The organism is Novosphingobium sp. G106 (assembly GCF_019075875.1).
Classification (GTDB): Bacteria; Pseudomonadota; Alphaproteobacteria; order Sphingomonadales; family Sphingomonadaceae; genus Novosphingobium.
In genome coordinates this window covers 1,270,012-1,286,642 of the sequence record NZ_JAHOOZ010000001.1, presented here as the reverse complement: position 1 = coordinate 1,286,642, position 16,631 = coordinate 1,270,012, and the positions used below count along the sequence as shown (strand labels likewise).

Below are 16,631 nucleotides of genomic sequence, written 5' to 3'. Positions count from 1 at the left end.
GAGGAAGTTGCGGTGCTAGAAGGAAACCTTCGACCCGGACATCCTGTGCATCAGCGCGCCCGGCGCAGGCGCGGGTTGGGCTGCATCGCGTCGATCAGCTGGTTGAAATCATCGAGCCGGATGATCCGCTCGAACTGGAAACCCGCACGCTCGTCGGTCAGCCAGATCAGATGCGCCTCGATTCGACCGATGATCGGCAGGCGGATGACGATGCGCTCACCGCGCTGAAGCGGGATCGCACCCGCAGCCATGAAGCCATGCGCCGATATGTTGGAGATGTGCAGATGCACGTCGCCAAGCTGGCGATGTTCGGCGATTACCGGCTGGTCAACCGGATGTCGCATGGCACGGCGCATGTCGGTGACCGATAGCTGCGCTCCCATTGCGTTCAACCCCTCTGGCTTAAATGACCCTGGGGGCTGATTTGCACGACAATGACAAAAATTGGGTAAACCGGCAAAGGATTGCCGGCAGAAATTTGCCGGCCTTGCCGTTAGGCGGATCGCAACACCCCGTGCTTCTTCTTACCGGAAGACAGCCGAATCTCGCCGCAATCGCCTGAAATCCTGTAGGATTCATCGGTGATCGAGACGCCGTCGAGGCGTGCGCCGCCGCCGGCAACGAGCCGCTTGGCCTCGCCACGGCTCGTCGCAAATCCGATACCGACCAACGCATCTACGAGGGCAATGCCGTCCGTCGGAACGGCCAATTCGGGCAGGTCCGCGCCGATGCCGCCCGCGGCGAAAGTCGCCGCTGCGGTGGTTTCAGCAGCTTTCGCCGCCTCTTCACCACGGCACAGCTTGGTCACCTCGTTGGCGAGCACCACCTTGGCGGCGTTGATCTCGCTGCCCGAAAGCGCTTCGAGGCGGGCGACTTCATCGATCGGCAAGTCGGTGAACAGGCGCAGGAACTTGCCAACGTCGCGGTCGTCGCAGTTGCGCCAGTATTGCCAGAAGTCCCAGGCCGGCAGGGCATCCTCGTTGAGCCAGACCGCGCCCGCCGCGCTCTTCCCCATCTTGGCGCCGTCCGCCGTAGTGAGCAGCGGCGTGGTTAGGCCGAACAGCTCGGCCTGATCCATGCGCCGGCCGAGTTCGACCCCGTTGACGATATTGCCCCACTGGTCCGATCCGCCCATCTGCAGCCGCGCGCCGGCGGTCTGGGCGAGGTGGCGGAAATCGTAGCCCTGAAGGATCATGTAGTTGAATTCTAGGAAGGTCATCGGCTGCTCGCGCTCGAGCCGCAGCTTGACCGAATCGAACGTCAGCATTCGGTTGACGGTAAAATGGGTGCCGACCTGCTGGAGCAGCTCGATGTAGCCGAGCTTGCCGAGCCAGTCGTGGTTGTTGACCATCACCGCATCGGTCGGCCCGTCACCGAAGGTCAGCAGGCGCGAGAAGATCATCCGGATCGAGGCGATGTTGGCCTCGATCGTCTCATCGCTCAGCATCTTGCGGCTTTCGTCGCGCCCGGTGGGGTCGCCGATCCGCGTCGTCCCGCCGCCCATCAGCACGATCGGCTTGTGCCCGGTCTGCTGGAGACGACGGAGCATCATGATCTGCACGAGCGATCCGACGTGCAGCGACGGCGCGGTGGCGTCGAACCCAATATAGCCCGGGATAACCTGCTTGCTCGCCAGCGCATCGAGCCCGGCGGGATCGGTCTGCTGGTGGATGTAGCCACGCTCGTCGAGCAGGCGAAGCAGGGTGGACTGGAATTGCGTCATGTCGGCCTCATTTCGGGAAGCGCGCGCCTAGCACGGTGGAGCCCGGTTGGGAACGGCAGCGCATGGGGCAAAGAAAGCAGCCCTTCGACAAGCTCAGGGCAGGAGGGAAAGGGAGAGGTTCGTCCAATTCCGCTCATCCTGAGCTTGTCGAAGGACTGTTCTTTTCTTAGCCCGGAGCAATGACCTTCTGGGCCTACATGCTGCATTGTCGTGGAGGCTATTTCTACGTTGGCCACACCGACGATCTCGAACGCCAGATCGCCCAGCACAAAATGGGCGCGCTACCGGGCTTCACCACAGACCATTTGCCGGCGGAATATGTCGGGTCGCAGGAGTTTGTGACGCGCGAAGAAGCCAAAGCTGCGGAAAAACAGATCAAGGGATGGTCGCGCGCGAAGAAGATGGCTCTAACTCGGGGAGACTGGGGGCGAATCTCAGCCCTTGCCAAAAGTAAGGATGGCCCTTCGACAAGCTTAGGGCAGACGGAATAGGTTATGTTCGCACATCGCACAGTAACGCTCGTACCCCACCCCGATACTCCTGCCAGAGGTATCAATGGGGTCCAAGTCCGCTGGTATCAGACGCGCGACCGGCAGCTCGTGCTACGTTGGGTGATCAATGGCGTCGAGGCACTGGCGGTGCCGCCATTCGCCGGCAAAGGGCGCGGTGAGGACCTGTGGCAGACCACCTGCGGCGAGCTTTTCCTCAAGGATCGCGAAGGACCGGGCTACCGCGAGTTCAATTTCTCGCCGTCCGAGCGCTGGGCCGCCTACCGCTTCTCGGGTTACCGCGAAGGCATGGCCGAGGCAGACATTCCGGATCCCGAAGTCACTGCTGAGGGTGGCCAGTTCCTCTATGTGCTGACCGCGCTGCTGGATGCCTCGGTCCTCGACGGCAGCGACGTCGCGGGTCTTTCGGCGGTGATCGACGAGAAGGACGGGAGGCGCAGCTACTGGGCGCTCGCCCATCCGCCGGGCAAGCCGGACTTTCACCACGAGGCTTGCTTCGCCCTCCCGCTTCCGGCACGCGAGCCGGCATGAAATTCGGCATCGACCGCCTGCTGGCAGACCCGGAACTGCGCAAACCGCTCGCTGGCAAGCGCGTCGCGCTTGTCGCCCATCCGGCGTCGCTGACCGAGGATCTCGTCCACTCGCTCGACGCACTGGCGGCCTGCCCGGACATCCGCGTGACTTCGGCCTTTGGCCCGCAGCACGGGCTCAAGGGCGACAAGCAGGACAACATGGTTGAGACCGTCGACGAGATCGACCCGGTCTACGGCATTCCCGTGTTCAGCCTCTATGGCGAGGTGCGCCGCCCGACCGGGCAGATGATGTCGACCGCCGATGTGTTCCTGTTCGACCTGCAGGACCTCGGCTGCCGCATCTATACCTTCGTCACCACGCTGCTCTACCTGCTCGAAGCCGCAGCGGAACAGGGCAAGGCAGTCTGGGTACTCGACCGGCCCAATCCCGCGGGGCGGCCGATCGAGGGAACAACGCTGCTCCCGGGGCAGGAGAGCTTCGTCGGCGCCGGGCCCATGCCGATGCGTCACGGGCTGACGCTCGGCGAGATGGGCGCCTGGTTCGTCGATCACTTCAAGCTCGACGTCGACTACCACGTGATCGCCATGGAAGGCTGGCAGCCAGAATCTGGCCCCGGTTTCGGCTGGCCCGACAGTCGCCTCTGGATCAACCCGAGCCCCAACGCTGCAAATCTCAACATGGCGCGCGCTTATGCCGGCACGGTGATGCTTGAAGGCACCACGCTCAGCGAAGGCCGCGGCACCACGCGACCGTTGGAAGTTCTCTTCGGCGCGCCCGACGTCGATGCCAAGGCCGTGCTCGCCGAGATGCGGCGCTTCGCGCCCCAATGGCTCGCGGGCTGCGCGATCCGCGAATGCTGGTTCGAGCCGACGTTCCACAAGCATGCCAAGACGCTGTGCAACGGGCTGATGATCCATGCCGAGGGCCGCTTCTACGATCACCACGCCTTCCGGCCCTGGCGGATCCAGGCGCTGGCCTTCAAGGCCATCCGCACGCTCCAGCCCGACTATCCGATCTGGCGCGACTTCCCTTACGAATACGAGTTCGACCGGTTGGCGATCGACGTGATCAACGGCGGCCCAGCCTTGCGCGAATGGGTCGACGATCCCTCGGCCAAGCCCGGCGATTTCGATGCTCTGGCCGCGGCCGACGAGACGCACTGGGCCGGAGAAATAGAGCCTTTCCTGCTCTATCCCTAGCGCACAGTTCGCGAAGTATCAGCTCGAAGCCGCCTTGATCATCCGATCGAGCCGCATCTGGACCAGCGCGAGTTCGGTGCGCAAGACCAGCATCTGTTCGGTCAGCGCATCGGGATCGCGCCGTTCGAGCTTTGTCGACCCGCGCCACCATCCGCTGAAGATTCGCGCGAGCACACCTGAAGGCTGTTTGGTAAGCGCACGGCTGCTGGGCAGGGGCGCGGTTTCGGCGGCCTCGATCGGCACGGGGTCCACCGTCAGCGCGGGCTCAGCTACCGGCTCCGGTGCTTCGGCTGGCGCAACCTCGGCTCGGACCTTGGCCAGCGCTTCTGCCAACGAATCCACGGAGGTATCGATAGGCGTTTCGCCGATCCGCTCGATCATTTCGGCGATCGGTTCGATCGACGCAGCGGTCGGCTCTTCGTGCTGGGCGGCTCGGGAATCGGCCGCTTCCTCGACAGTCTCCGTGACTGTCTCGGGGATGGTCGGAACGCCGCGGCGGCGCGCAGCCTTGGCTTCGGCGCGTTTCGCGCGGCGGCGCATCTGTCGGGTCGCGTAGCATTCGACCTCGAGATCCGACTCAAGGGCGGGATCGATGACGAGCGGTTCTTCGGTGTTGGGAAGCCGCAGCGCCCGCTCGACCTCGGGTTCTCGACGCGGCGCAGTGGCTGGCGGCTTGGGCGGCGAAAGACAAATGACCGATGGGTTGGAAGTACGATGCGAGCGACGTTGCGTACGAGACTTCTTCATGGATGCCCCCATGTTGCTTCAAGCCTTCAAGCAAACCTCTGATGCAAAATCTCTTCTTGACCAATATTTACCACGAGCGACGATTCGCCCCCATCGTACCGACCAAATTTTTGCGACGAAATGGATTGATGGAGCGACGAAGTGTAGAACCGGGGGATAACTCGCGCAAAAAGGCCTTGTGCCATCTCGAAACTAAGTAGTTATGCGAGAGTGTACTCGAAACCTATTAGAACCGAAGTCATCGACAGGGCGCCGTCTAGAGTATCGTTGAGCAACTTTGTGTCGTCGCCTTGCCTTCTTGCACCGAGAGCATAGAGCAGCGGCAGATAGTGCTCGCCGCTGTTGATGGCCTTGGCGGCGGCATCGTCCTCGCTCGCGAAATGCAGCAACGCGGCGTCGTCGCCGGCGAGGATAGCTGCGTTGGTTCGGGCTCGGAAATCCACCGCCCAGCCGGGTTGGGTGCCGGTCGTCTTGAACCAGAGCGGGAGGTTGTGGATCACGTTGCCGCTGGCGACGATGAGCACACCTTCGTCGCGCAAGGGCGACAGCGCACGGCCGATCGCGAAATGGCCCTCGGTATCGAGCGAGCGGTTCAGGCTCATCGCCACCATCGGGATGTCCGCGGCCGGATACATCGGCTGGACCACGCCCCAGGTACCATGGTCGTAGCCCCAGGACTCATCCCCCGTCGCGCGATCCGTACCGAGCAGGTCGATCACCTGCTTGGCCAGCTCGGGCGAGCCGGGCGAGGGATAGCGGAGATCGTAGAGCTCCTGCGGGAACCCTCGGAAATCGTGGATCGTGCGAGGGTGCGCTTCCGAGGTGACGTGCGTCCGCCCTTGCGTCTCCCAATGCGCTGTAACCGCCAGGATCGCGCGCGGCCGTGGTAGAGCCTTGCCGAGCGCCTGCCACGTGCGGCGCTCAGGGCCATCGGTGATCGCGGTGATCGGCGCGCCGTGGCCGAGGAAGAGAACGGGCATTGTCTGGCTCATGGAACCCAGATGGCTATGCCCGTGCGTTAGACAAGTCGAGCATCAGTGCTTCTTGCGCGTCAGCTCGCGCATCGCATCGTCGAGGCCGTCCAAAGTCAGCGGATACATCGACCCGTTCATCAACTGGTGGATCAGCTTCGTCGACGAGGAATATTCCCACTGCCGCTCGGGCACCGGGTTCAGCCAGACCGTCGCCGGATAGATATGCGTCACGCGCTGCAGCCAGGTCGCGCCGCTTTCCTCGTTGAAATGCTCGACCGAGCCGCCGGGGTGGCTGATCTCGTAGGGGCTCATCGCCGCGTCGCCGACGAAGATGACCTTGTAGTCGTGGCCGTACTTGTGGAGCACGTCCCAGGTCGGCGTGCGCTCGGAATAGCGGCGACGGTTGTCCTTCCACAGACCTTCGTAAAGGCAGTTGTGGAAGTAGAAGAATTCGAGGTTCTTGAACTCGGCGCTGACGGCGCTGAACAGTTCCTCGACCAGCTTGATATGCGGGTCCATCGAGCCGCCGACGTCGAGGAACAGCAGGACCTTGACCGCATTGTGCCGCTCGGGCCGCATGTGGATGTCGAGCCAGCCCTGCTTGGCCGTCCCGGTGATCGTCGCGTCGAGGTCGAGCTCCTCGGCCAGGCCCTCACGGGCGAAGCGGCGCAGGCGGCGCAGCGCGACCTTGATGTTGCGCGTGCCGAGCTCGACCGTGTTGTCGAGGTTCTTGAATTCGCGCTTTTCCCAGACCTTGACCGCGCGGCCGTGCTTGCCTTCGCCGCCGATGCGCACGCCTTCGGGGTTGTATCCGGCGTGACCGAACGGCGACGTACCGTTGGTGCCGATCCACTTGTTGCCGCCCGAATGGCGCTTTTCCTGCTCCTCGATCCGCTTCTTCAGCGTCTCCATGATCTCGTCCCAGTCTCCCAGGGCCTTGATCTGCTCCATCTCCTCTTCGGAGAAGAAGCGCTCGGCGACCTGCTTGAGCCAGTCCTCGGGGATCTCGACCGGCTGCTGGCCGTAGTCGCTGAGAATGCCCTTGAAGACTCGGTTGAACACCTGGTCGAAACGGTCGAGCAGGCCTTCGTCCTTCACGAAAGTGGCGCGCGACAGATAGTAGAACGCCTCGGGCGTCTGCTCGATGACGTCCTTGTCGAGCGCTTCGAGCAAGGTCAGGTGCTCCTTGAAGGAGGCCTGGATGCCCGCTGCGCGGAGTTCGTCGATGAAGTTGAAGAACATGGACGCTTCCTAGCGCAAGCTTTCAGGGAATGGCCAGCCCACGCTGCACGGCCGGGCGGGCGAGGCCACGTTCGAGCCAGGCGGCTACAGCGGTGTAACGCGGGAAGTCGACGAGTTTGCCGGCCTCGTAGAAGCCGATGAGATTGCGGACCCACCCGAGGATCGAGACATCGGCTATCGAGAAGTCGTCACCGACGAACCATTCGCGCCCCGCGAGATGCTGCTCGATCACGTCCAGCAGCCGCTTGCTCTCGTCGACGTAGCGCTGGAGCGGGCGCTTGTCCTCCCATTCGCGCCCGGCGAACTTGTTGAAGAAGCCGACCTGGCCGAACATCGGACCGATATGCCCGACCTGGAAGAACACCCATTGCATTGCGTGCCAGCGCTCCGCGGGATCGGCGGGAAGCAGCTTGCCCGTTTTCTCGGCGAGATAATGCAGGATCGCACCGGATTCGAACAGGGCCAGCGGCTTGCCGTCCGGCCCGTCGGGGTCGAGGATCGCGGGGATTTTGCCGTTGGGATTGAGGCTGAGAAATTCCGGCGAGTGCTGGTCGTCTTGGCCGAAATCGATCCTGTGAACCTCGTAGGGCAGGGCGATCTCCTCGAGCATGATCGATACCTTCACCCCGTTCGGCGTCGGCAGCGAATAGAGCTGCAGACGATCAGGATGCTGCGCCGGCCAGCGTTCGGTGATCGGGAAGCCGCTGAGAAGGTCTGCCATGGGATCTGCTCTTGCTAGTGCTCAGCTGAGATTCTGCGGAGGGGGCGCCTGGCCCGGATGCTGTTCGAGAGCCGGGTCGATCACGGCCCATGCGGGCGCATCGTCGGTCCAGGCCGCCACCTGTGGCCTGATGTCGTGGGGCAAGTCGATGGCGCCGAGGCGGACCATGCGAAATTGAGGCCGGGCGGAACTCTGCCCCATGATCGGCGTCCCGCAGGCCGGGCAGAAGGACTGGACGATCGTATTGCCGCTCGCAGCCGTGTAGGAATTCGTCAGCAGAGTTCCAGCGAACGTCACCTCATCCGTGCGGAACATGACGTTGTGCGTAGGACCTCCACCGGCGACCTGCTGACACTGGCGACACCAGCACTGGCGCGCGGTGATCGGAGCGCCGGTGATGACAAGCGTCACGCTGCCGCAGGCGCAGCGGCCAGTATAGCTCATCGCCCCTGTTCCTTCTTGAGCGCGGCATCGAAGGCCGCCTCGGACTCCGCGACGATCCGCGGCAGCAGGGCAGGATCGACGAAGGCCTCGGCGTTGCCCCCATCGCGACGCTGCGCGCGGCCGATGACGTCGGCCTGCTCGGAATGGCCGGGTAGTACGACATCGGCGTGCATCCGCTTCACGCGGGCGAAAGTGCGGCGGTAGTCGGCGACGATGCCCGGATAGCCCTTGTTGCCGACCAGCTTGTTGCCCGCGACGGTCAGGCTGCAGAGGAACACCACGTCGAGCGGACGGCCGGTGTCCGTGACGCGCATCGTCCAGCTCGTGCAGCCGGGCGTGTGACCCGGCGTGAACACCGGCGTCATGCTGACGCCGCCGAGCGTCACCGGGCGGCCGTCGGCCAGCACCCGGTCCACTTTCAGCGCCGGAAAATGGATCACGCCGTAGTTGACCTGGCTGGGCGGCGTTCCCGTCTCGTAGGCGCCGCGATCGCCGGGGCTGGAGGCGAAAGCCGCGCCCGTGTCGCGCTTGAGCCCGGCGAGCGCCGCGACGTGGTCGTAGTGAGCGTGCGTCGCGATCATCAGCTTCACGTCGCGCAGCCGGAACCCCAGCGCCGCGATGTTCCGCTCGACCAGCGGCACGCTTTCCTCGAGCCCGCCATCGAGCAGGATCAGCCCGGCGCGGGTCTGAATCAGATAGGCCGCGATCCCCTCGGTGCCGACATAGTAGATCGGCCCGACGACATGGAACGGTCGCTGCGGCCGCGACCAGGGTGCGGGCGTGTCGGAAGGCGATGCGCCCACCGCGAGGAACGCCGCCAAGCCCAGCAGCAGGCCGTGCCGCATGATCTCAGTTACCCTGGCGCCGCGCCATGAAGGCAAGCCGTTCGAACAGCATGATGTCCTGCTCGTTCTTGAGCAGCGCGCCGTGGAGCGGGGGGATCGCCTTGGTCGGATCGCGGTTCTGCAGCACGTCGAGCGGCATGTCCTCGTTTAGCAGCAGCTTCAGCCAGTCGAGCAGTTCGCTGGTCGATGGCTTCTTCTTGAGGCCCGGAACCTCGCGGACTTCGTAGAACACGTCCATCGCCTTGGTGACGAGCGTCTTCTGGATGCCGGGGAAGTGGACGTCGATGATCGCCTGCATGACCTCGCGGTCGGGGAACTTGATATAGTGGAAGAAGCAGCGGCGCAGGAAGGCGTCGGGCAGCTCCTTCTCGTTGTTCGAAGTGATGACGACGATTGGGCGTTCCTTGGCGGCGATACGCTCGCCGGTCTCGTAGACGTCGAAGCTCATGCGATCGAGTTCCTGGAGCAGGTCGTTCGGGAACTCGATGTCGGCCTTGTCGATCTCGTCGATCAGCAGGACCGGCAGCTTCTCCGAAGTGAAGGCGTCCCACAGCTTGCCGCGCTTGATGTAGTTGCGGATGTCGTGGACGCGCTCGTCGCCGAGCTGGCCGTCCCGCAGGCGGGCCACCGCGTCGTATTCGTAGAGGCCCTGCTGCGCCTTGGTCGTCGACTTGACGTTCCATTCGATCAGCGGCGCGCCGACCGCGGCGGCGATCTCCTGCGCCAGCACGGTCTTGCCCGTGCCTGGCTCACCCTTGACCAGCAGCGGGCGGCGCAAGGTCACCGCGGCATTGACCGCGACCTTGAGGTCCTCGGTGGCGACATAGCTGCTGGTGCCTTCGAAACGCTGCATCTGGAATTCCCGTGTCGTTCTGCTTCGTAAGCTGGGTTAGGTTGTGCGATGCAGCGAGGTCAAGCGCCGTTATCGGCTTCCTCGCTGAAGCAGAACGACAGCGAGAGATCGCCGAACAGGCCGGGCGCGAAGACTGCCTGTTCGAGGCTCGTGAGCTCGCCCGGATACTGGTCGCTGCCGCCGAGCGCCGACTTGCGCATCATCGGCTTGTAGCCGAGCCGGGCGAGGTGATCGCAGGTCGTGTCCATATCGCGCACGCCCATGACGACCGAGAGCCAGTGCTCGCCCTTGGCCGCCAGCAGCTTGTTGAAGCCGTTTTCGGGATCGTCGCTCGCGGGCGAGAGCAGCTCGATCCCCGTATCGAGCGACATGGCGACACGCGCGCCCATCGCCGGACGGTCGAACGGGCCATAGAACTTCGTGTCGAAGACCTCGGCCATGCGCGCGATGACTTCCTCGAAATGCTCGCGGCGTACGACGCCGGCGACGTGGTCGACACGGTTGACGTTGCGGATCATGATTGCTCTCCCTGATTTGGCGGCAAGGTGCCGCGCTTGCCCAGCGATGCCAAGGGCCGCGATGGACATTGCCGGCGCGAGCCTGCAAAAGCCGCGGCGATGGGGGTCGATTTCATCCGACGAGCGGACTGGCTTGGTGAGGCGCGGGCGCGCGGCTACCTCTGGTGCGTAGCACTGCTCAATGTTGCGGCGCTGATCCTGCTCGTGGCGACATCGCGCGGCGGGATCGACCGCAACGGCTTCCTGCTCGGCACCGATTTCATCAGCTTCTGGACGACGGGGCACATGCTCCAAAGCGGCGGCAACGTATACGATACTTCGGCACATATCGCGGCACAGCGTGCATTCTTTCAACAAGGCGATGCCTACACGGCGTTCTTTTATCCGCCCTTATTCCTGCCCATATGTTATAATCTAGGCTATCTCGGCTACTTCCCCGCACTCGGAACCTGGCTCGTCGTCACTGGTGCTATGTTCGTGCAGGGAGTGCGATTCTGGGCACGAAAGCTTGACTTCACGCTACCGCTTTGGACCGCTGTGGCGGCGTTCCCGCCAGTTCTCATTACGCTCACGCATGGGCAGACTTCATTCCTGGCGGCCTCATTTCTTGGAGTGGGCCTGCTACGTCTATGCGATCGGCCATGGGCAGGCGGATTCTTGCTCGGGATTGCCGCCATCAAACCTCAGTTTGGTTTGTTAGTGCCAGTTGCGCTGCTGCTGACCGGCCAATGGCGTACGATCATAGCCGCAGCGATCACCGTCACCGTTTTTGGTTTGGCGGCAACGCTGATTTCCGGTCCCGCAGTGTGGGCGGATTGGTTTGCTGTGACCCGAGCAGCGCAAGCAGCAATGGCCGAAGGCGCTGTTCCCTTTGCCAAGATGCAGAGCCTGTTTGCTGCAACTCGGCTGCTTGGGGCTTCGACAGGAGTAGCCTATGCTATTCAAGGCGTGTTGACGACTGCCGTAGTGGCCACAGTTGCTTGGACAGCTTGGCGGCAAGGCTACAATGCCGGTGTTGCCGCACTGATCCTCGCCGGTGCACCGCTGGCGACGCCCTTCGTGCTCGACTACGATATGGTTCTACTAGCTTTTCCGCTGATCTGGTTGGCCGCCGAAGCACTGCGGCAGGGCTTTTACCCGTGGGAAAAGCTGGTCTTCGTCCTCACCTTCATCGCCGGCGCTTTCGCCCGGCCGCTGGCGATGTTCGTGGGCGTGCCCATCATGCCGGTGATCCTGATCGCCTTCTTCATCTTCGTGCTGCGCCGCGCGAACGAAGTCCCCGCGCCGGCCGAGTGGTGGCCGGCGCGGGGAGCGGCGTGTCTCCAAGCTACTGAGGCGACGCCGGATCGGCCGCACCGCCGGTCGCCTGGTTCAGCCGCTGCTTCATCGCCCGCAGGCAGAGCAGCAGCACGACCAGCGCGCCGAGCAGCAGCCAGGGCAGCAGCAGCCCCGCGGCCGTGAGGAGGAAGGCAAGCGTCGCGGTCAGGCTGCCGAGAGATGTCGCCGCCGCCTTGCCGAAGGAATTGTTGGAAGAGAATACGCCCTCGCTGCCGTAGGCGAAGCTCATCGGCGTGGTCGCGAGCGAGGCTTCCTTCTCCTGCCGGACCTGCTGCTCGCTGCCGAGCTGCCCACGCAATTCCGAAGCACGCTGCGCCAGTTCGGTCTTCTCTTCCTTGCTGAGGCCGGGGATCGCGATCCGCTTTTCGATGCGCCCCAGTTGCGCACGGAGAGCGGATGTCCTTCTTTGCGAGTCTTCGATCGCACCGCCGGCGTTGTCGCCGTCGACCGAGGCATTGTCGATCGAGCCATCGGCCTTCTCGACCGCAGCTATGGCATCGCCGCCGAAGCTATGGGCTATCTCGGGTGCGAGCATCAGATCGAGCCGGGCCGAGACCTCGTCCTTGCGCGGCTGGTCATAGCTCATGCCGACGACCTGGCAGCGCGTCGGGCCAAGCCGCTCGCAGGCCGCGGCGTGCTGCTGCTGGACGCTGGCGATCGCCTTGGCGGGGAGGGTGAAGGCATAGCGGTAGGAGAAGGCAACCCCCGGCGCGACCACCTGGCCGATGTCGGGCGCCTGGGCCGTGCCGGCACTGGCGGCATCGGCCGCCACGTCATGCCGGGTAGCAGCCGGTGCGGCCTCGCTGGCAGCATCGTCGGCTTCGGGATTTTCGGACTTCGAGCAACCGGCCACCAGCAAGGCGGCGGTCGAGGCGAGCAGAAGGTAGAAGGGGTGACGGGAACGCATGAGCGGCTCTCCCTAGGGAAGCGGCCGGGGATGGCCGCAAGCCACTATCTACCGATTCGATAGACTTTGATCAACGGCGAAGCGTTTTATACGTACGATAAGTTGTTAAACTAGCTTAGTATGTGGCAAAAATAAGGCAAAATTCTGCGAATTGCGACCGCGCGCGCAGTGGTGCAGCCACGTCGTTTTCGTGTCAGAACTGCCAATCGAAAAACGGTTCACGGAGAACACGATGCAGTCCGTTCTGATTGTCGCGATGCTGTGGATTTCGGCGCTGTCCTGCGCGCTGATGGCCGGGCTCTATTTCGCCTTCTCGACCTTCATCATGCGGGCGCTCGGCCGGATCGATCGCGGTTCGGCGATCGCGGCGATGAACGCGATCAACGTCGATATCCAGAAGTCGCTGTTCATGCCGGTGTTCCTGGGATCGACGCTGATCGCCGCCGTTCTGGTCATCGTCGCGCTGCTCGACCTTGCTGCGCCCTACGCCTTGCCCACTCTGATCGGCAGCGCGATCTATGTCGCGGGCATGTTCGTGGTAACGATGGCGTGCAACGTGCCGCTCAATAATGCGCTGGCCGCCGTCGAAGGGCAGGCTGGCGACACGAGCGCGCTATGGCCCCGCTATCTCACCGAATGGACCCGGTGGAACCACGTGCGTACGTTGGCCTCGCTCACGGGCTGCGCGCTCGACATCAGGGCGATATCACTGCTCTAGCGCGCCCAGGCGCAGCAGCCTTTGCGCGAGGTACCCGAAGCGGTCGGCGTCGACCGCCGATGCCGTATTGTTCCAGCTCAGCGTGATGACCATCCAGGAGCCCGATTTCCGGCGGAGCAGCCAGGTCAGGTTGATCACGCCGACTTCCGATCCGCCCTTGTAGCCGACATAGGCCAGTCGCTGGCGCACCTCGTTCGACACGGCCGGGACGATACCGAGGATTTGCAGTACCCTCGGGTCCGGGCGGCGGCGGAGCGAGTCGAGCACGCGCGCGATATCCTCGGGCGAGGCGAACCATTCGATGCTGTCGATCGCCGTCGGCTTGGCGCCGAGCGCGGCAATGTCCGCGCTGTCGAGGATCTTGCGGGCATCGAGCGCGGCGAGCCGCTGTTCCTGCGCGGCATCGCTCGCCTTGGCGTAGGCATCGCGCTCCGCGGGCGGCGAGAGCTTGAGCGCAAAGCTTTCGGCCGTGGTCATGAACGGCAGGATTCGCGAGGGCGCCGAATGGCCGGTCGCGCGCACCCGTTCGGCCAGGCGCTCGCGCCCGATGAGGCGGATCAGCGTGTCGGTCGCCGTATTGTCGCTGATCGAGATCATCAGCGTCGCCAGCGTCTCGATCGTGACCGGTGCCTGGGCCGGCCATTCCTGCGTCATCCCGCTCGGCAGGCTGCGCGGCCCCAGCGGCACGACCTCGTCCCAGCGGTGGCGGCCGGCGGCGATCTCCTCCGCCAGCGCATCGAGCACCCAGAGCTTGAACGCCGAGCCGATCGCGAACTGCTCGCCCGAGTGACTTTCTAGGATCGGCACGAAAGGGCCACGGTCCTCGAGCTTGATCACGGCAAAGCCGCTGCGGCCGGGGAGGGCGGCAAAGTCGGCCCGGATCTTCTCCAGGCTATCACCGAGCGGCGTGACCGAGGTGATGCGCAGGCCCGTGACACGGCCGGCTCCATCGGGCTCTATCGTCAAGGTCGCCGTGGCCAGCGCACGCTCGAACCGTAGGACGAAGCGCGCCGTCGTTGGTGTATCGACCTGGATATCCTGGACGCCAAGCAGCTTGCCGGCCTGGGCCTCGAGCTGCTGGACGATCCGCGCGATCTGCGCCGGCGGCACCGCGGCGAGGAACGAGGGGGCAAACAGGCTGTCAGGCGCTTGCCCAGCCTTCAGTGCCTCCACCACCTCGGCCGCGCGCTGGCTGGGCTTGTCGGGCGTAGCGGCTCCGGCCGGAGCCGAGACCAGAGCGAGCAGCGCAGCGAACAACAGGCGCTTCATGGCCCCTCCTGGCTCGGTCCGGCGTCAGGCGTCGATCAGCTCGGGATCGATCTCGCCCGCGCGGTTCTGGATGAACATGAAGCGGTGTTCGGGGTTGCGGCCCATCAGCCGCTCGACGAGGTCCTTCACCTGTGCGCGATCCTCGTACTCGGGTGGCAAGGTGATGCGGATCAGGCCGCGGCTGACCGGGCTCATCGTCGTCTCGCGCAATTGCTGCGGGTTCATTTCACCGAGGCCCTTGAAGCGCGAGACTTCGACCTTCTTGCCCTTGAACTGGCCGGCCTCGAGCTCGGCGCGGTGCGCGTCGTCGCGGGCATAGGCCGAGGTCGAGCCCACGGTCAGGCGGTAGAGCGGAGGCTGGGCCAGATAGAGGTGACCGCGCCGGACGACCTCGGGCATCTCCTGGAAGAAGAAGGTCATCAGCAAGGTCGCGATATGTGCGCCGTCGACGTCGGCGTCGGTCATGATGACGATGCGGTCGTAGCGCAGCAGGTCGGGATTGCAGTCCTTACGCATGCCGCAGCCGAGCGCTAGCGCGAGGTCGGCGATCTCGGTATTGGCGCGGATCTTGTCGGCGGTGGCGCTGGCGACGTTGAGAATCTTGCCGCGGATCGGCAGGATCGCCTGGGTCTTGCGATCACGCGCCTGCTTGGCGCTGCCACCGGCGCTGTCGCCTTCGACGATGAACAGCTCGGTCTCGCCGCTGCCTTCACCGGTGCAGTCTGTCAGCTTGCCCGGCAGGCGCAGCTTGCGTGCGCTGGTGGCGGTCTTGCGCTTGATCTCGCGCTCCGCCTTCCGGCGCAGCCGCTCGTCCATCTTCTCCATGACATGGCCGAGCAGCGCCTTGCCGCGCTCCATGTTGTCGGCCAGGAAATGGTCGAAGTGATCTCGCACCGCGTTCTCGACCATGCGTGCGGCTTCGGGCGAGGTCAGGCGGTCCTTGGTCTGGCTCTGGAACTGCGGGTCGCGGATGAAAACCGAGAGCATCACCTCGCTGCCGGTGACGATGTCCTCGGGCGCGATATCCTTGGCCTTCTTCTGACCGACGAGATCGCCGAAAGCGCGGATGCCCTTGGTCAGCGCCGCGCGCAGGCCCTGCTCGTGGGTGCCACCGTCGGGCGTCGGGATCGTGTTGCAGTACCAGCTATAGGCGCCGTCCGACCACAGTGGCCAGGCGATCGCCCATTCGACGCGGCCCTGTTCCTCACCCGGGAAGTCCTGGCTGCCAGCGAAGAACTTGGCCGTGACGCACTCGCGCTCGCCCACTTCCTCCGTCAAATGGTCGGCGAGACCGCCGGGGAATTGGAACACCGCCTCGGCCGGCACGTCCTCACTGGCCAACGAGGCGGCGCATTTCCAGCGGATTTCGACCCCGGCGAAGAGATAGGCCTTCGAGCGAGCCAGGCGGAACAGCCGCGCCGGCTTGAACTTCGCCTCATCGCCGAAGATCTCGGGATCGGGCGTGAAGGCGACGCTGGTGCCGCGGCGGTTGGGCGTGCTGCCCAACCTCTGCAGCGGACCGGTCGGATGCCCGCGCGAGAATTCCTGCGCGAACAGCTCCTTGTTACGCGCCACTTCGACGCGCGTGTTCGCCGACAGTGCGTTGACCACCGAAACGCCGACACCGTGCAGACCGCCCGATGTGGCATAGGCCTTGCCCGAAAACTTGCCGCCGGAGTGCAGCGTGGTGAGGATCACCTCGAGCGCGGACTTGCCCGGAAACTTGGGGTGTTCGTCCACCGGCATGCCGCGGCCATTGTCGGTGATGGTGAGGCGATTGCCCTCCTCCAGCGTCACCTCGATCCGGTTCGCGTGGCCGGCGACCGCCTCGTCCATGGCGTTGTCGAGCACTTCCGCGGCGAGGTGGTGCAGCGCGCGCTCGTCGATGCCGCCGATGTACATGCCCGGACGGCGGCGGACGGGCTCCAGCCCCTCCAGCACCTCGATAGCGGAACTATCATAAGCTTCGCCGCCGGCGCTGGGCAGCTTGTCGAACAGATCGTCGGGTGCAGCATCGGACATGGAGAACGCCTATAGAACGCCCGGGAATCGGGGCGCAAGCAGACGGGCGAGGTTATCGTCAGGCAGGT

At 64.4% G+C, this 16,631-nt stretch carries 17 protein-coding genes and 1 pseudogene; 5 read left to right on the top strand and 13 right to left on the bottom strand.

Annotated elements, in window-relative coordinates; translation table 11 throughout:
• Window positions 1–50: 50 nt before the first annotated feature.
• Together KRR38_RS06100 and tyrS are read right to left on the bottom strand one after the other, a co-directional pair.
• Window positions 51–383 (bottom strand): PilZ domain-containing protein, encoded by a 333-nt coding sequence (locus KRR38_RS06100; RefSeq protein WP_217399605.1) that lies wholly within the window; start codon window positions 381–383, stop codon window positions 51–53.
• A gap of 110 nt (window positions 384–493) precedes the next feature.
• Entirely contained in the window at window positions 494–1,723 is a 1,230-nt protein-coding gene (gene tyrS, locus KRR38_RS06095; RefSeq protein WP_217399598.1) for a tyrosine--tRNA ligase, read from the bottom strand.
• A gap of 179 nt (window positions 1,724–1,902) precedes the next feature.
• On the opposite strand from tyrS, the gene KRR38_RS06090 reads away from it, so the two are divergent.
• The 3 genes from KRR38_RS06090 to KRR38_RS06080 are packed head-to-tail and all read left to right on the top strand — an operon-like array spanning window position 1,903 to window position 3,965.
• On the top strand, window positions 1,903–2,214 hold the full coding sequence (locus KRR38_RS06090) for a GIY-YIG nuclease family protein (RefSeq protein ID WP_217399595.1): 312 nt from the start codon (window positions 1,903–1,905) through the stop codon (window positions 2,212–2,214).
• Between the two features lie 3 nt (window positions 2,215–2,217).
• The gene (locus KRR38_RS06085) at window positions 2,218–2,763 is read left to right on the top strand and encodes a DOMON-like domain-containing protein (protein WP_217399593.1); all 546 of its coding nucleotides are present in this window, start codon (window positions 2,218–2,220) and stop codon (window positions 2,761–2,763) included.
• On the top strand, window positions 2,760–3,965 hold the full coding sequence (locus KRR38_RS06080) for an exo-beta-N-acetylmuramidase NamZ domain-containing protein (protein WP_217399591.1): 1,206 nt from the start codon (window positions 2,760–2,762) through the stop codon (window positions 3,963–3,965). Before KRR38_RS06085 ends, KRR38_RS06080 begins: the two co-directional genes overlap by 4 nt.
• A gap of 18 nt (window positions 3,966–3,983) precedes the next feature.
• Here KRR38_RS06080 and KRR38_RS06075 read toward each other — a convergent pair whose 3' ends face one another.
• From KRR38_RS06075 to KRR38_RS06040, 8 genes are all read right to left on the bottom strand, one after another.
• The gene (locus tag KRR38_RS06075; protein ID WP_217399589.1) at window positions 3,984–4,712 is read right to left on the bottom strand and encodes a hypothetical protein; all 729 of its coding nucleotides are present in this window, start codon (window positions 4,710–4,712) and stop codon (window positions 3,984–3,986) included.
• A 200-nt stretch (window positions 4,713–4,912) separates the two neighbouring features.
• The gene (gene ygiD, locus KRR38_RS06070; protein WP_217399587.1) at window positions 4,913–5,692 is read right to left on the bottom strand and encodes a 4,5-DOPA dioxygenase extradiol; all 780 of its coding nucleotides are present in this window, start codon (window positions 5,690–5,692) and stop codon (window positions 4,913–4,915) included.
• Between the two features lie 54 nt (window positions 5,693–5,746).
• Window positions 5,747–6,928: a VWA domain-containing protein gene (locus KRR38_RS06065; protein WP_217399585.1), complete on the bottom strand. Its 1,182-nt coding sequence runs from the start codon at window positions 6,926–6,928 to the stop codon at window positions 5,747–5,749.
• A 22-nt stretch (window positions 6,929–6,950) separates the two neighbouring features.
• A complete protein-coding gene (locus KRR38_RS06060; protein WP_217399583.1) occupies window positions 6,951–7,649 on the bottom strand; it encodes a glutathione S-transferase family protein in 699 nt (232 codons plus the stop codon).
• Between the two features lie 21 nt (window positions 7,650–7,670).
• Window positions 7,671–8,093 carry a GFA family protein gene (locus KRR38_RS06055; protein ID WP_217399581.1) on the bottom strand — a complete coding sequence of 141 codons (423 nt, stop codon included), beginning with the start codon at window positions 8,091–8,093 and terminating at the stop codon, window positions 7,671–7,673.
• A complete protein-coding gene (gene bla / locus KRR38_RS06050; RefSeq protein WP_217399579.1) occupies window positions 8,090–8,938 on the bottom strand; it encodes a subclass B3 metallo-beta-lactamase in 849 nt (282 codons plus the stop codon). The genes KRR38_RS06055 and bla overlap by 4 nt, the downstream gene beginning before the upstream one ends.
• Before the next feature lie 4 nt (window positions 8,939–8,942).
• The gene (locus KRR38_RS06045; protein WP_217399577.1) at window positions 8,943–9,791 is read right to left on the bottom strand and encodes a MoxR family ATPase; all 849 of its coding nucleotides are present in this window, start codon (window positions 9,789–9,791) and stop codon (window positions 8,943–8,945) included.
• Window positions 9,792–9,850: 59 nt separating this feature from the next.
• Window positions 9,851–10,309, bottom strand: coding sequence for a VOC family protein (locus KRR38_RS06040; protein WP_217399575.1), 459 nt, complete (start codon window positions 10,307–10,309; stop codon window positions 9,851–9,853).
• A gap of 36 nt (window positions 10,310–10,345) precedes the next feature.
• Here KRR38_RS06040 and KRR38_RS06035 point away from each other — a divergent pair, with 36 nt between their 5' ends.
• Window positions 10,346–11,770 carry a glycosyltransferase family 87 protein gene (locus KRR38_RS06035; RefSeq protein WP_254514663.1) on the top strand — a complete coding sequence of 475 codons (1,425 nt, stop codon included), beginning with the start codon at window positions 10,346–10,348 and terminating at the stop codon, window positions 11,768–11,770.
• Here the strand turns inward: KRR38_RS06035 and KRR38_RS35865 are convergent.
• A pseudogene (locus KRR38_RS35865) lies at window positions 11,769–12,554 on the bottom strand (hypothetical protein); the annotation flags it as partial. The gene KRR38_RS06035 and the pseudogene KRR38_RS35865 sit on opposite strands and share 2 nt — an antisense overlap.
• 232 nt (window positions 12,555–12,786) lie before the next feature.
• On the opposite strand from KRR38_RS35865, the gene KRR38_RS06030 reads away from it, so the two are divergent.
• Window positions 12,787–13,272, top strand: a complete 486-nt coding sequence (locus tag KRR38_RS06030) for a DUF1772 domain-containing protein (RefSeq protein WP_217399573.1) — start codon at window positions 12,787–12,789, stop codon at window positions 13,270–13,272.
• On the opposite strand, the gene KRR38_RS06025 is transcribed toward KRR38_RS06030, so the two are convergent.
• Window positions 13,261–14,541: a serine hydrolase gene (locus KRR38_RS06025; protein WP_217399571.1), complete on the bottom strand. Its 1,281-nt coding sequence runs from the start codon at window positions 14,539–14,541 to the stop codon at window positions 13,261–13,263. The genes KRR38_RS06030 and KRR38_RS06025 overlap by 12 nt on opposite strands.
• A 24-nt stretch (window positions 14,542–14,565) precedes the next feature.
• On the bottom strand, window positions 14,566–16,563 hold the full coding sequence (gene parE / locus KRR38_RS06020; RefSeq protein WP_217399569.1) for a DNA topoisomerase IV subunit B: 1,998 nt from the start codon (window positions 16,561–16,563) through the stop codon (window positions 14,566–14,568).
• Window positions 16,564–16,631: the final 68 nt, after the last annotated feature.